Raw genomic sequence first — 13,928 nt, 5'->3', positions numbered from 1 at the left:
GGGGTCGGTGAGCAGCCGGCGGACCGACGCGTTGCGGGCGGTGGCGATGAGGTCGTCAGCGACCGAGGGTGTGATGGGGCCGTGACCGATGAGCTCGGCGGGGGTGTCACCGTCGCCGATCAGGGTGGGTGCGTCCATGACGAGGTGGATCTCGACGTCGATGTGGTCGGCTGATGCCAGTCCGGTGACGCGTTCGACGAGCGTGTCGACCATGACTTGACCGCGAGTGCGGGGATCGCCGGTTGATCGCAGGCCCACCGCCCAGGCGTCGAGTGCTTGGTAGGCGGCGGTGATCTTCTCGGCCGGTCCGCGGACCCACAGCTCGGCCACTCCGTCGGGGTCCGAGCGCATCTCGACTCGGGCGCCAGCACGGTTCTTGACCGCGCGTTCGTGGGCGGCGTCAGCGTCGAGCCCGATGACGACCCGTGCGGCGGCGCGGTCGGCGCGGATGGTGGTGCACCCGGGCAGCAAGGGAGCGATCTCGGCGTCCGCGACCACCAGGTCCTCGACGTCCAGGGCGTCGGTCTCGCGCACCACGGCCCGAGCCACGGACTCGGGGATGACGCCGATCTTGAACAGCTCGAACACCTGAGGGAGTCGGGCCAGACCCAGACCGACGGCGAGCTGATGTCCGGCCACGGCCGGTCCGATGTTGCGGGCCATGCCAACCTCGCCGGCCACGGTGAGCCCAGGATCGGGATCGCCCAGACCCATCATCTGGGACCGCTCGCGATGCAGGGCGACGACCTGGACGGTCTGCTCGGCCTGCGCCTGGCGGATCAGCCGGTCCAGCGCGGTGATGGCCTCGATGCGCTCGTATCCGGCCTCGAGCGGACGGGGATCGAAGTCGTGCGAACGCACCCGGGCCAGCACACTGGTGCCGGATGCGTCCTCGAACATGCTTTTAACCTAGCCGTCACCACTGACACTTCTTCCCGGCAGCGCAACGGTTTCGGCACCGTGTCGAGGAGGCGACTAGTGCGCGTAGGTGGCGTGCATGACGGCCCGACCAAGCGTCTTGAACGCGAGGTTGAAGCCGACCACGGCGGGGGAGGCGTCACCGTCGACGCCGAGGCGATCCTCGCCCACCGCGTGGACCACGAAGTAGTACCGGTGCACCTGATCGCCCTCGGGCGGCGCGGCTCCCATGAAACCGTGTCCGCCCCCGTCGTTGCGCACGTGGAAGGCCGGTCCGGGCAAGGTGTCGTCAGACGCGCCGGCACCGGTGGCCAGCTCGGACACGTCAGCGGGGATGTCGACGGCAGTCCAGTGCCAGAAGCCCGAGACGATGGGCGCATCGGGGTCGAAGCACGTGACGACGAAGGACTTGGTGCCCTCGGGCGCGTCGCTCCATGACAGGTGCGGCGACGTGTCGCCGTGGGCATTGACGTGTGCGTCGGCCAGCGGCTGGCCATCGACAACGTCCTCGCTGGTGACCGTGAAGGACGGCACTGTCGGAAGCAGCGGATACGGATCGGGCGTGACAGGTCGTTCAAGGCTCATGCTGGCTAGGCTAGCCCGGTGGCAGAGATCGTACGAGTGGACGATGCGAACGATCCCCGTCTCGCCGACTACGTCCATCTGCGGGACGTGAGCCTGCGTCAGAAGCTGGAGGCCGAGCACGGCGTGTACCTGGCGGAGGGTGAGAAGGTGGTCCGGCGGGCTGTCGAGGCCGGCCACCGTCCGGCGTCCTTCCTGATGGCACCGAGATGGCAGGAGAGTCTGGCCGACGTGCTGGCCACCACGGACGCTCCCTGTTTCGTGTTGTCCGAGCGGCTGATCGAGAGTCTCACCGGATTCCACGTCCACCGTGGAGCGCTCGCTTCGCTGCAACGGCCCGCGCCCACCCCGGTCGCCGATGTCTTGTCGGACGCTCGCCGCATCGTGGTGATGGAGGACCTGTCCGACCACACGAATGTCGGTGCGATCTTTCGTTCCGCTGCAGCCCTCGGCTTCGACGGGATCTTGATGTCGCCTCGCTGTGCCGACCCGCTCTACCGGCGAGCGATCAAGGTGTCGATGGGAGCGGTCTTTCGGCTTCCCTACGCTCGCCTGGACGACTGGTACGCGGCACCAGAGGTACTGCGGATGGCCGGATTCACCACCTGCGCGCTGACCGTCGGCGGGGGAGCCATCGCGATCGACGAGGTCCCGCACGACATCGACCGACTCGCCTTGATCGTCGGGTCCGAGGGGCACGGACTCACCGAGCGCTGGGAGCACGGTGCCGATCTGCGGGTCACCATTCCCATGTCCGCCGACATCGACTCGCTCAACGCAGCAGCATCGGTGGCCGTGGCGTGCTGGCAGCTGCGTCCTACTCCTGCGCGTCCTCGTCGACCAGGATCGTGATGGGCCAGTCGTCGGGATAGCCGTCGGCGACCTCCTGGTGCTGCTTGTTCAGCTTCTTGCGCGCCCGCTCAGGCACTCGATCGCCGAAGACGGTGCCGAAGAGGTGGTCGGTCTCGTGCTGGAGGCAGCGCGCCAGCAGTCCAGTTCCGTGGAACTCCACTGGCGAGCCGGTGTGGTCGACGCCTGTCACGTGCGACTGATCGGGGCGAGCGCACTCGGTGAAGGCACCCGGCAACGACAGGCAGCCCTCGTCGGCTGTCTCGAGCTGACGATCCTTGCCCGACGGCAGGGTCAGGACGGGATTGCACACGACGCCCGTGACCCGGTTGTCCTCGTCATCGGGGCAGTCGAAGACGAACACCTTGCGATTGACTCCGACCTGGTTGGCAGCCAGCCCCACACCCCGGGCGGCATGCATCGTGGCGACCATGTCGGCCACCAGCGTGGCGAGGTCGTCGTCGAAGACCGTGACCTCGGCCAGCTCGTGATGCATCACGGGCGTTCCCCACCGAGTGATGGGGCGGACGGATCCGCCCGCAGGCAGGGGGCGGGACTGTTCGCTCTCAGGCACCGCGTCAGCCTACCGACCGGTGCGGGCAGGCCACGACGCGTGGTCGAGTCCGCAGCGTACGTGTGATGTCGGATACCATCAGTATGCGGTCGTGTAACTCTGAGTTACATTGAGCGTTGTCAGTTGCACGCGCATCCGCTTCCTGAGGAGAGTCCCCGTGGCCACCAGCAAAGACCCCATGGCGATTGGCTTGGCGGTGCTGAATCGCATTGCCAGCTCGCCAGCCATCGACAAGTTCAAGCTGCGTAAGACCACCGAACGGGCTGTGTACCACGGCACGAAGGGTGGCTTCCAGGTCGCGGCATCTGCCGGACGCACCTTCAAGCGGGTCAAGGGGTCAGGCTCACCGCAACGACTGAAGCGCTCCCACAGCGGCGGCGTGTTCGATCTGACGCCCACCGAAGACCAGCAGATGATGGTCGAGGTTCTCTCCGAATTCGCTGCCGAGGTGCTGCGTCCAGGTGCCGGCGACGCCGAGGCGGCCAACAACACGTCCAAGGAAGTGCTGGCGCAGACCAATGAATTCGGTCTCACCCTGCTCAACATCCCCGAGGAGCTGGGCGGGCTGACCGAAGAGCGCTCGGCTGTCACGGGTGTCCTCGTCGCCGAGGCGCTTGCCGACGGCGACATGGGCCAAGCCGTGGCATGCCTCGCCCCAGCCGCTGTGGCGACCGCGATCTCCTTGTGGGGCTCGGACGAGCAGCAACAGACGTACCTGCCGGCCTTTGCCAGCGACGACATTCCCGTCGCGGCGCTCGCGGTCGCTGAGCCGTTCCCGCTGTTCAACCCCTTCGAGCTGCGCACCCGCGCCGAGAAGACCGACACCGGATATCGCATCAATGGCCTCAAGTCTGCCGTCGTGCGGGGCAGGGAAGCCGAGCTGTTCGTGGTGGCCGTGGACATCGACGGCTCGCCCACCTTGGTGCTGCTCGAGTCGAGCACGACCGGTCTGAGCATCCAGGACGACCCGAGCATGGGATTGCGAGCCGCCGGACTGTCCAGGCTGGTGCTGGAGGACGTCGACGTCACACCCGAGGCGATCCTCGGCGAGGGATCGATCGACGACTACCGCGAGTGCATCCGCCTCTCGCGACTCGCCTGGGCTGGCCTTGCGCTCGGAACAGCCAAGGCCGTCCTGGATTACGTGAAGCCCTACGTCAAGGAACGGCATGCGTTCGGCGAGCCCATCGCGTACCGCCAGTCGGTCGCGTTCATGGTGGCCAACATCGCGATCGAGCTCGAGGGCATGCGCCTCGTCACCCTGAAGGCCGCCTCCCGCGCCGAGCAGGGCAAGGATTTCTCGCGCGAGGTCGCCCTCGCGCGCCGGCTCGCGTCGGAGTACGGCATGAAGATCGGCACCGACGGCGTCCAGCTGCTCGGTGGTCACGGATTCGTCAAGGAACATCCCGTCGAGCGCTGGTACCGCGATCTGCGCGCTGTCGGCCTCATGGAAGGAGCAGTCCTCGTCTGAGGGCGGACCACATCATGATCAATCTCGAGACCCCCAAGAAGTTCCGGGCGTTCATCAAGCAGGCCAATGACGTCGCCGACACCTTCCTGCGCGCCAACTCGCGCAAGTACGACCTCGCCGAGCACACCTACCCGCAAGAGCTCGACCTGCTCGCCTCATTGATCGACGGCATGAGCGACTCCGGCTCCGGCCAGGGCGCAGGCGCCGCTGGCGTTCGCCGCAGCGACGACGAAGTCGTGGACAAGTCGAAGGTCAAGAACGGCACCAACATGTCCTCGGTGCTGTCCATCATCGAGATGTGCTGGGGCGACGTGGGGCTGCTGCTCTCGATGCCACGGCAAGGGCTCGGCAACTCGGCCATCGCGTCGGTGGCCAATGACGAGCAGCTCGAGCGATTCAAGGGCACCTGGGCCTCGATGGCGATCACCGAGCCGAGCTTCGGCTCCGACTCCGCAGCCATCACGACCACGGCGGTCAAGGACGGCGACGCCTACATCTTGAACGGCGAGAAGATCTATGTCACGGCCGGCGAGCGATCGGACTCGGTCGTCGTGTGGGCGACGCTGGACAAGAAGCTGGGCCGCGCTGCCATCAAGTCATTCCTCGTCACCAAGGACACCCCGGGCATCAGGGTCGAGCGACTGGAGCACAAGCTCGGCATCCGCGCCTCGGACACCGCGGTGATCGTGCTCGAGAACTGTCGCGTGCCCGCCGAGAACCTGCTGGGCAATCCAGAGATCGACACCAAAGAAGGCTTTGCCGGCGCCATGGCGACCTTTGACAACACCCGTCCGCTGGTCGCCGGGATGGCGGTCGGTTGTACCCGTGCCGCCCTCGAGGACACCAAGCGTCTGCTGCACGAGGCTGGTGTCGAGATCGACTACGACCGACCGCTCGCGTCGCAGTCGCACGCAGCAGCCACCTACATCGCGATGGAGGCTGACTGGGAAGCGGCTCTGCTGCTCACCCTGGAGGCTGCGTGGCTCGCGGACAACCGCAAGCCCAACTCCATGGAAGCCTCCATGGCCAAGGCAAAGGCGGGCCGGGTCGGCAACGAGATCACGCTGCGGTGCGTCGAGCTGATCGGCACGCTCGGCTACAGCGAGACCGAGCTGATCGAGAAGTGGAGTCGGGACTCCAAGATCCTCGACATCTTCGAGGGCACGCAGCAGATCCAGCAGCTGATCGTCGCTCGCCGTCTGCTCGAGCTCAGCTCTTCGCAGTTGCGCTGAGCACTCCACGCTCCGGCATCCCTAGACTGGCCGCATGAACCGCGACCTGCCCGACCTCGTCGATCTTGACGTCGAGCTGGCGCGGTTCGTGCGGAGGGTCCGCGTGCAGTCGTTGAGACGACTGGAGAAAATCCACCCCCAGCTCGACTACGGAACATTTCTGTTCCTGATCATCATCTGCGACGCCGTGAACGGTATTCGCGGCAGCGAGCTGGCCGAGACGCTGGGCGTGCACAAGTCGACCGCGAGCCGTGCCATCGCCTCGCTGGAACGGATGAACCTGGTCTCGCGCGTACCCGATCCCGACGACGGTCGCGCACACCTCCTGGCGGCCGAACCCGAGGCAGCTCGTGCGTTGGCTGAGTACCGGGCGTCCTCGCGTGCCCGGCTGGGCAGGATCCTGGCCGACTGGTCGTACGAGGAGATCGAAGCGTTCTCCGGATCGATGGCACGCCTGAACAACTCGGCCGAGGAGCTGGACTGAGGATCTTCCACCTGGCGCTGCCGGCTGACTGGAGCGCCGCGGTGGCCTCAGGGGAGTACCGGGTGTCGACCCGGGGAGCGACGCTCGAGGAGGTGGGTTTCATCCACTGCTCTCGGGCCGAGCAGACCGACGGAGTGCGTGCGAGGTTCTACGCAGACGTGCCAGATCTGCTGCTCCTGACGATTGACACCGACCTGCTGACGTCGCCGTGGCAGTTCGATGAGGTGCCCGGTCAGGCGCTGAGCTTTCCGCACGTCTACGGCCCGATCAACCTCGATGCCGTCGTGTGCAAGGATCGTTGGCATGACTCAGAAGCCTGAAATCGACTTCATCGAGGGCCCCGCGCCCGCCGAGCTGCAGATCACGGACATCATCGAGGGCGATGGCCCCGAAGCGGTGCCCGGTGGCGTCGTCGACGTCCACTACGTGGGTGTCGAGTTCGACACCGGCGAGCAGTTCGACGCCTCGTGGGACCGCGGCCAGTCCGCGAACTTCCCCCTGCCCCAGCTGATCGGCGGCTGGCAGAAGGGCATTCCCGGCATGAAGGTTGGCGGTCGCCGCCAGCTGGTGTGCCCGCCCGAGCTCGCCTATGGTCCCGCCGGTGGCGGACACCGCCTCTCTGGCAAGACGCTCATCTTCGTCATCGATCTGCTTGGCGTCGGCTGATCCTCAGAGGGCGTCGACGAGGGCGGTCACGCGCTTGATCGACACCGGGAACGCCGTGCGCAGATGCTGGGCCAGCAGGCTCAGTCGGAGCTCCTCCAGCGCCCACCGCACGTGCTGGACGTCGGGGGAGAGCCGAGCCCATGGGCTCAGATCAGCGGTGCCGGCGTGAAAGCGCGCCTCCAGGTCCTGCGCAGCCACCAGGTCGTCGGTCAGCGTCGCGTCGAGCCGCTTGCTCGCCGCCTGCAGGTACAGCGGCACACGACGTAGCTGGTCGACTCCTGTGTCGCGGATGAATCCGGGATACACCAGCCAGGACAGCTGTACGCGCACGTCCTCGCCCGCCTCCGTCGCGGGCAGGGGAGTGACGTCACCGAGTGCACGCAAGACCATCAGGACGCTCTGAACGGCTTGCTGGGTCTGCTCATAGGCGTCGGCTCGCACGACGTCGCACAGCAGCGCGAACGATGCCTCGTCCCAGACCGGTCCGCCGTGGTGCACCAGCAGCTCCTCGAGCACAGCCAGCCAGCACTCCTCGATGACCTCGGCGGCGTCGCGATGCGGCCCGGTCGAGAGCAGCAGCTTGGCGTGCAGATCCAGTGACCGCCCCAGCTGTGTGACGGGCGTGGGCAGCGCGAAGGACAGCAAGCGTGCCTGACCCTTGACCATCGCAACCTGCTGCTCGATGGCGGTGTCCAGGATGCGCAGCCCCACCGATGATCCTTCGTCCACGAGGGCGGGAAAGCCGGTGACCTGACCTGCGGTGATCGTCGGTTCGAGGCTGCCGACATCCCACGTGCGGATTCCGGACCGCTCCTCGCGACGAGCCACTGTGGTGAGATCAGCTCGCACGTGGCCGGCGAGCTCGTCGCGTAGCACGGCCAGGTCCTTGCCACGCCCGATCTCCGTGCCGTTCTCCATGACGCGGAACGTGACCCGCAGGTGGGAGGGCAGTGCGGCGAAGTCGAAATCCTCCGGGCTGACCACGGTGCCGTTCAACAAGCGCATTCGACGGGCCAGCTCGTCGCTCAGGTCGGCAGCCGTCGAGTCCATGGCCGCCACCAGCTGAGGAGCGAACTGACCGGCGGGCACGAACTCTCGCCGCAGCCGCTTGGGGAGCGAGCGAATCAGCGCAGTGACCAGCTCGACGCGATGGCCCGGCACATGCCAGTCGAACGCGCGCTCGTCGACCGTGAGCAACCGGTCGAGCGGCAGGTCCACCGTCACCCCGTCGTCGTCCAGCCCGGGTTCGAACGCGTAGGTGAGGGGATATGTCTCGCCCTCGGAGCGCCACTCGCGGGGGAACTCGTCCTCAGCGCCGCCGGTGCCGTGATGGAGCATCGCCGGATCGAATGTCAGGAGGTCGGGCTGATCGTGCCGAGTCTTCTTCCACCAGCTGTCGAAGTGTCGAACCGACACCACCTCGGTCGGGATCCGCTGGTCGTAGAAGGTGTACAGCGTGTCGTCATCGACCCGCAGATCGCGGCGCCGGAGGCGCTCCTCCAGCTCCTCGACGCTGGCGATCATGCGCCGGTTGGCGTCGTAGAACGCGTGATGCGTGCGCCACTCGCCCTGCACCAGTGCATGGCGGATGAACAGGTCTCGCGCCACCACCGGGTCAACGCGGCTCAGGTGCACCAGCCGATCCGCGACGATCGGCACCCCGAACAGCAGCAACTTCTCGTGCGCCATGGCCGAGCCTCGCTTTGAGGACCAGTGCGGTCCGCTGTACGACCGGTTGATCAGATGCTCGCCGGCGGACTCGACCCACGCGGGGTCGATCTTCGCCGCCGTGCGGCCCCACAGCCGACTGGTCTCTACCAGCTCGCCGACCATGACCATGCGGGGCGGCTTCTTCGCCAGCCCCGATCCGGGGAAGACCATGAACTTGGCCTGCCTCGCGCCGAGGAACTCCCGTCCGTCCAGCTCTCGCAGCCCGATGTGTGACAGCAGACCGGACAGGAGGGCCTGATGGATCAGATCCGGGTCTGCTCCGATCGATCCAGGTTTCAAACCAAGTTCCTTCGCGGTGCGGCGCAGCTGGGAGTGCACGTCCTGCCACTCGCGGATGCGGAGCCAGTGCAGGTATTCCTCGCGGCACAGTCGTCGAAAGCCTGAGCTCGACAGCTCGTCGCGCTGCTCGCGGATGTAGCGCCACAGCGTCAGATATGACAAGAAGTCCGAGTCGGGTTCGCGGAACCGGCGGTGCTTCTCGTCGGCTGCCTGTTGTTTCTCCAGCGGTCGCTCGCGCGGGTCCTGGATCGACATGGCTGACACGATGACCAGCACGTCGGCGAGGCAACCGAGACGGTCGGCCGCCAGCAACATGCGGGCGAGCCGGGGATCGGTCGGTAGCGTCGACATGCGTCGACCGATCTTGGTCAGGCGGTGGCCCGTTCCAGTCCGGGCGGGGTCGAGTGCGCCGAGCTCGTAGAGCAGATTGAGCCCGTCGCTGACGGCGCGGGAGTCCGGCGGGTCGAGGAATGGGAAGTCCTTGATGTCGCCGAGGTCCAGCGAGGCCATCTGCAGCAGCACCGAGGCCAGGTTGGTCCGCTGGATCTCCGGGTCGGTGAACGCCGGCCGGCCGTCGAAGTCCTCCTCGGAGAACAACCGGATACAGATGCCGTCCGCCACCCGCCCGCACCGGCCGGCGCGCTGGGCGGCGCTGGCCTGGGAGATCGGCTCGATCGGAAGCCGCTGCACCTTGAGTCGCTGGCTGAATCGCGAGATGCGGGCGACCCCGGTGTCGATGACGTAGCGAATGCCCGGCACGGTCAGCGACGTCTCTGCGACGTTGGTCGCGAGCACGATACGCCGGCCCGGATGATTGCTGAAGATCTTCTGCTGGTCGGCGGCAGCTAGCCGGCCGTAGAGCGGCAGGATCTCGGTGTGGGGGTACTTCTTGCTGGCCAGATGATCGGCCGCATCGCGGATCTCGCGCTCGCCGGACAAGAAGACAAGGATGTCGCCGCCGGTCGGGAGCTCGGCGACTGCCTCGGCGATGGCGTCGAGCTGGTCGTCGGCGCCGGTCTCGGCTGGCGGACGGTAGCGAATCTCGACCGGGAAGGTACGTCCGCTGACCTCGATGACTGGCGCGCCGAACATCTCCGCGAAACGCTCGACGTCGATCGTCGCCGACGTGATGACCACCTTGAGCTCTGGCCGCCGGGGGAGGAGCTGCTTGAGGTAGCCGAGCAGGAAGTCGATCGACAGCGATCGCTCGTGCGCCTCGTCGATGATGATCATGTCGTAGCGGGACAGCTGGCGGTCGCGCTGAAGCTCGGCGAGAAGCAGCCCGTCGGTCACCAAGCGGATCGCGGTGGTGGCGCTGGTCTGGTCGTCGAACCGGACCGCGTAGCCGACCTCGGCACCCAGCTCCACCGCGCACTCCTCGGCGATCCGCTTGGCCACGCTGCGAGCGGCGATGCGCCGCGGCTGGGTGTGCGCGATCGAGCGGTGGCCGAGCTGATAGGCGATCTTGGGCAGCTGGGTGGTCTTCCCCGAGCCGGTCTCGCCCGCGACCACGACGACCTGGTGGTCGCGGATCGCCGCAGCGATGTCCGCCTGGCGTTCAGTGATCGGCAGGGCGGGGTCGTATCGGATCCTCATCCCGCTCATGTCAGCCCGAGTGCGTCGGCGAACAGCAGATAGCCGACGAACGCCACGACGTCGAGGATCGTGTGGGCGATCACCAAGGGCATGACGCGCCGGGTGCGGTGGAACCAGTAGCCGAAGACCAGGCCCATCACGAAGTTGCCGATGCCAGGCCCGATGCCTTGGTAGAGGTGGTAGCTGCCGCGCAGTGCCGCTGACGTCACGATCGTCGCGCCGGTGGTCCAGCCGAACTGGCGGAGTCTGGTCATCAGGTACCCGACCACGATGACCTCCTCCACGATTGCGTTTTGCAGCGCCGCGAGGATCAACACCGGGACGGTCCACCAGTACGAGACGTCCGGCGCCGGGATGATCTGCGTCGTGATGCCGGCCAACCGGCCGAGTCCGTACAACCCGAGGCCGGGCAGGCCGATCGCGGCGGCAAGACCGGCGCCCCAGAGCAGGTCGAAGCCCGGCCGCGCGCGATCCAGACCGAGGCGTTGGCTCACCCGCTCCTTCACGTCGTCCTGGGACAGCAGGTACAGCGCGAGGGCCACTGGCACGAGGGCGAACCCGATCGCGAGGACCTGGTAGATGAAGTCGAACGCCTCGCGATTGTCCCGCGCGGCGTTCAACGTCGCGGTCTGCCCGCGCAGACCACCTGCCAGCGTGGCCTTGCGGATCAGGCTGACCAGCGAGTAGACGCCGGACGCGCCGAGCGACAAGCCAAGGACGATCCACACCTCGGCCCGGAGGTGTCTGCGCTCAGACACGACTCAGAGGTCGTTCGTGGCGAACGTGTCGCAATCGTTGACGTTGCCGCTCTCGTAGCCGGCGATGAACCACTTCTGGCGTGACTCGCTGGACCCGTGGGTCCACGTCTCTGGGTTGACCCGGCCACCGCCGAGATTCTCCTGGATGTTGTCGTCGCCGACAGCCGATGCGGCTGAGAGCGCGGAATCGATGTCCTTGCGGGTCAGCGGCTCCAGCAACGTCTGGCCGTTGGCATCTTCGGTGGACGCCGCGTGATTGGCCCACACCCCGGCCATGCAGTCGGCCATCAGCTCGACGCGGACACCGCCGCTCTGTGGTCCGGTCTTGCCGTCCTGGGCCTTGGCCAGGATGCCCAACAGATTCTGCAGGTGGTGCCCGTACTCGTGCGCGACGACGTACTCCTGGGCCAACGCGCCGCCATCAGCGCCGAACCGGCTCGTCAGCTCGCCGAAGAAGCTGGCGTCGATGTAGATCTGTTGGTCCGAGGGGCAGTAGAACGGACCGGTCTGATTGGAGGCGGTGCCGCAGGCTGACTGGGTCGAGCCTGAATAGAGCACGGTCTTGGCTTGGCTGTACTGGCGCTTCAGATCCGCTGGAAGTGCGTCGGTCCAGTAGGCCTGCACGCTGTTGACCGTGCCGATGACGCGGCAGGTGTCGTCACGGTTGGCGTCGGCGCCAGTCTTGCACTGGGAGAAGTCGACGCTGGAGGCCTCCGAACCGCCAGGGCTGAGCTGGCTGGTGTCGAAGGGATTGGCCCCGGTTCCGCCGCTGACGTCCACACCCAGGAACACCGCGATCAGGAGCATGATCAGGCCACCGGCGCCACCGCCGACGACTGCTCCGGCTCGCCCGCCCCCGCCGCCACCGGAGACCTGGCTCGTGTCGAGCGAGGCTCCCTCGTTGAAGCTCATGGCGAGCAGTCTACGCAGGCGTACGACGGCTGCTGGCCCTACTGTCAGTGCGTGACCCAGATCGACTCATCACCGACCGACATCGATTTCGGCCTGCAGTTCTCCGAGGCTGATGCTGCCCGACTTCGCGGATTGCGCCGCATGCGTGCCCTCGCGCTGTCCCTGCTGCTGCTGGCTGCTGTCGTCTTCATCCTCACCCACGGACGCGACGGCGCCTGGGCCTACGTCAACGCCACATCCGAAGCAGCCATGGTCGGAGCCATTGCCGACTGGTTCGCTGTCACGGCGTTGTTTCGGCACCCGTTGGGTCTGCCGATCCCGCACACGGCCATCATCCCGCATCGCAAGGCCGCTCTGGGTGCCAGCCTCGAGGAGTTCGTCGCCGGCAACTTCTTGCGTGCTGAGGTCATCCGCGAACGTATCGACTCGGCCCAGGTCAGCCGGAGGCTGGGAGAGTGGCTGACCAGCGAAGGCCACGCCAAGCGCATCGTGGACGAGGGAGCGCAGGTACTGGCTGACGCGTTGTCACACGTGCAGGAGCGCGACGTCGCGACAGTCATCGAACAAGCACTGATCCCTCGGCTCGTCGACGAGCCGCTCAGCGAGGTCATGGGTCAGCTGCTCGACGAGGTGCTGGCCGACGGCGCCCACGTCGGACTGGTCGACCTCGTGCTCGATGAGCTGGGTCGTTGGCTGGCCGACCACGAGGGGGAGGTCGCCGCGCTGATCGAGCATCGCGCTCCGACCTGGACTCCGGAGTGGGTGGATCGACGGGTTTCCACCTGGGTGCATGGCCAGGTCGTGGAGTGGGTGGGCGAGATCAGCCGCGTGGTCAACCACCCGGCCCGACAGGCCCTGAACACGTGGCTGGAAGAACTCGCACGAGCGTTGCAGCACGACGCCGAGACGATGGAGCGCTTCGAGGCGCTCAAGCGGCGCATGCTGGCGCAGCCCCGCGTGGTGCACACCTCCATCAGCCTGTGGGACGCGCTGCGCCGCGCGGTCATCGGATCTCTGCACGACGACTCGGGCCTGATGCGCCGGCGCGCTCTGGAGGAGCTGGAGTTGTTCGGTCACCGATTGATGGACGACGCCGAGCTGGCCACCCGCATCGACGCGCGGATCAGCGACGCCGCGGCCTACGTGATCGAGAACTACGGCACCGAGATCGCCACCGTCATCTCGGTCACGGTCAACCGGTGGGACGGCAAAGAGACAGCCGAGCGGATCGAGCTGCACGTAGGTCGCGATCTACAGTTCATCCGCATCAATGGAACGTTGGTGGGCGGACTCGTGGGACTCACGATCCACACCGCGGCGCACCTGTGGTGACCGTGCAGCAGGTCGTCGATGTGGACAAGATGTGGGTAACGATGGCCGATCTGTGGGCTAACACCCACAGTCTGTGGGTAAGGCTGTGGACGACGAGAATTACCCGGAAAAGGTTGGAAAAAGCTCTTGCGCCGGGGTGGCCCAGGGCATAGAAATGTCTCACGCACTTCTTCGGAAATGCGGGAACGGAAACAGATTCGAACCCATGGCCAGCGGCGCAAGCCAAAGGCGGTCGGCCGGTGATGCGGTTGGCGGGAGAGAAGGAGTTTCCCGGATGGAGAGACCATCACGCTCTCCGATATGAAGCCCCGGGAAACTCATACTTTCCCGGGGCTTCTTCCATGTTTGCAGACTCAGATCGAGATCGCACACCACGGCCGCGTGAGATGGCTGACACGATTCGGAACCACGTCAGCGGTTTGCTAGAGTTCATTGCTGCCCCGCTCGCGGGGTGACGCACCACTCGTCCGGGTGGCGGAATGGTAGACGCGCTAGCTTGAGGTGCTAGTGCCCGGTTACGGGCGTGGGGGTTCAAGTCCCCCCT

13 protein-coding genes and 1 tRNA gene are annotated in these 13,928 nt (G+C 66.6%); 8 read left to right on the top strand and 6 right to left on the bottom strand.

Features of this window, described 5'->3' with window-relative positions; translation table 11 throughout:
- Both WB508_RS08155 and WB508_RS08150 read right to left on the bottom strand, forming a co-directional pair.
- Positions 1–900, bottom strand: a 900-nt coding sequence (locus WB508_RS08155; protein WP_423844388.1) for an HNH endonuclease, incomplete at its 3' end; no start/stop codon positions are given.
- Positions 901–975: 75 nt separating this feature from the next.
- Positions 976–1,503: a YbhB/YbcL family Raf kinase inhibitor-like protein gene (locus tag WB508_RS08150; RefSeq protein WP_423844387.1), complete on the bottom strand. Its 528-nt coding sequence runs from the start codon at positions 1,501–1,503 to the stop codon at positions 976–978.
- An 18-nt stretch (positions 1,504–1,521) separates the two neighbouring features.
- On the opposite strand from WB508_RS08150, the gene WB508_RS08145 reads away from it, so the two are divergent.
- Positions 1,522–2,352, top strand: a complete 831-nt coding sequence (locus WB508_RS08145; protein WP_423844386.1) for a TrmH family RNA methyltransferase — start codon at positions 1,522–1,524, stop codon at positions 2,350–2,352.
- Here WB508_RS08145 and def read toward each other — a convergent pair.
- A complete protein-coding gene (def, locus tag WB508_RS08140) occupies positions 2,318–2,923 on the bottom strand; it encodes a peptide deformylase (RefSeq protein ID WP_423844385.1) in 606 nt (201 codons plus the stop codon). The two genes, WB508_RS08145 and def, sit on opposite strands and share 35 nt — an antisense overlap.
- Before the next feature lie 157 nt (positions 2,924–3,080).
- Here def and WB508_RS08135 point away from each other — a divergent pair, with 157 nt between their 5' ends.
- The 5 genes from WB508_RS08135 to WB508_RS08115 are packed head-to-tail and all read left to right on the top strand — an operon-like array spanning position 3,081 to position 6,776.
- Complete coding sequence (locus tag WB508_RS08135) at positions 3,081–4,394, top strand: acyl-CoA dehydrogenase family protein (protein ID WP_423844384.1); 1,314 nt, start codon at positions 3,081–3,083, stop codon at positions 4,392–4,394.
- A gap of 14 nt (positions 4,395–4,408) precedes the next feature.
- A complete protein-coding gene (locus WB508_RS08130) occupies positions 4,409–5,626 on the top strand; it encodes an acyl-CoA dehydrogenase family protein (protein WP_423844383.1) in 1,218 nt (405 codons plus the stop codon).
- A 34-nt stretch (positions 5,627–5,660) separates the two neighbouring features.
- On the top strand, positions 5,661–6,110 hold the full coding sequence (locus WB508_RS08125; RefSeq protein WP_423844382.1) for a MarR family winged helix-turn-helix transcriptional regulator: 450 nt from the start codon (positions 5,661–5,663) through the stop codon (positions 6,108–6,110).
- On the top strand, positions 6,035–6,430 hold the full coding sequence (locus WB508_RS08120) for a DUF952 domain-containing protein (protein ID WP_423844389.1): 396 nt from the start codon (positions 6,035–6,037) through the stop codon (positions 6,428–6,430). The genes WB508_RS08125 and WB508_RS08120 overlap by 76 nt, the downstream gene beginning before the upstream one ends.
- The gene (locus WB508_RS08115; RefSeq protein WP_423844381.1) at positions 6,414–6,776 is read left to right on the top strand and encodes an FKBP-type peptidyl-prolyl cis-trans isomerase; all 363 of its coding nucleotides are present in this window, start codon (positions 6,414–6,416) and stop codon (positions 6,774–6,776) included. The genes WB508_RS08120 and WB508_RS08115 overlap by 17 nt, the downstream gene beginning before the upstream one ends.
- A 3-nt stretch (positions 6,777–6,779) precedes the next feature.
- Here the strand turns inward: WB508_RS08115 and hrpA are convergent, their stop codons facing one another.
- Genes hrpA through ypfJ form a run of 3 tightly spaced genes read right to left on the bottom strand, consistent with a single transcriptional unit; the run spans position 6,780 to position 12,052 of the window.
- A complete protein-coding gene (hrpA, locus tag WB508_RS08110; RefSeq protein WP_423844380.1) occupies positions 6,780–10,382 on the bottom strand; it encodes an ATP-dependent RNA helicase HrpA in 3,603 nt (1,200 codons plus the stop codon).
- 5 nt (positions 10,383–10,387) lie between these two features.
- The gene (locus tag WB508_RS08105) at positions 10,388–11,140 is read right to left on the bottom strand and encodes a CPBP family intramembrane glutamic endopeptidase (RefSeq protein WP_423844379.1); all 753 of its coding nucleotides are present in this window, start codon (positions 11,138–11,140) and stop codon (positions 10,388–10,390) included.
- A 3-nt stretch (positions 11,141–11,143) separates the two neighbouring features.
- Positions 11,144–12,052, bottom strand: a complete 909-nt coding sequence (ypfJ, locus tag WB508_RS08100) for a KPN_02809 family neutral zinc metallopeptidase (RefSeq protein ID WP_423844378.1) — start codon at positions 12,050–12,052, stop codon at positions 11,144–11,146.
- A 51-nt stretch (positions 12,053–12,103) separates the two neighbouring features.
- Between ypfJ and WB508_RS08095 the strand changes: the two genes are divergently transcribed.
- Both WB508_RS08095 and WB508_RS08090 read left to right on the top strand, forming a co-directional pair.
- Positions 12,104–13,384, top strand: a complete 1,281-nt coding sequence (locus WB508_RS08095) for a DUF445 domain-containing protein (protein ID WP_423844377.1) — start codon at positions 12,104–12,106, stop codon at positions 13,382–13,384.
- A 473-nt stretch (positions 13,385–13,857) separates the two neighbouring features.
- A tRNA-Leu gene (locus WB508_RS08090) sits at positions 13,858–13,927 on the top strand.
- Position 13,928: the final 1 nt, after the last annotated feature.

The organism is Aeromicrobium sp. (genome assembly GCF_049586495.1).
Lineage (GTDB): Bacteria > Actinomycetota > Actinomycetes > Propionibacteriales > Nocardioidaceae > Aeromicrobium.
The sequence above is the reverse complement of the archived record's forward strand: the minus strand, read 5'-3'. Positions and strand labels throughout refer to the sequence as shown.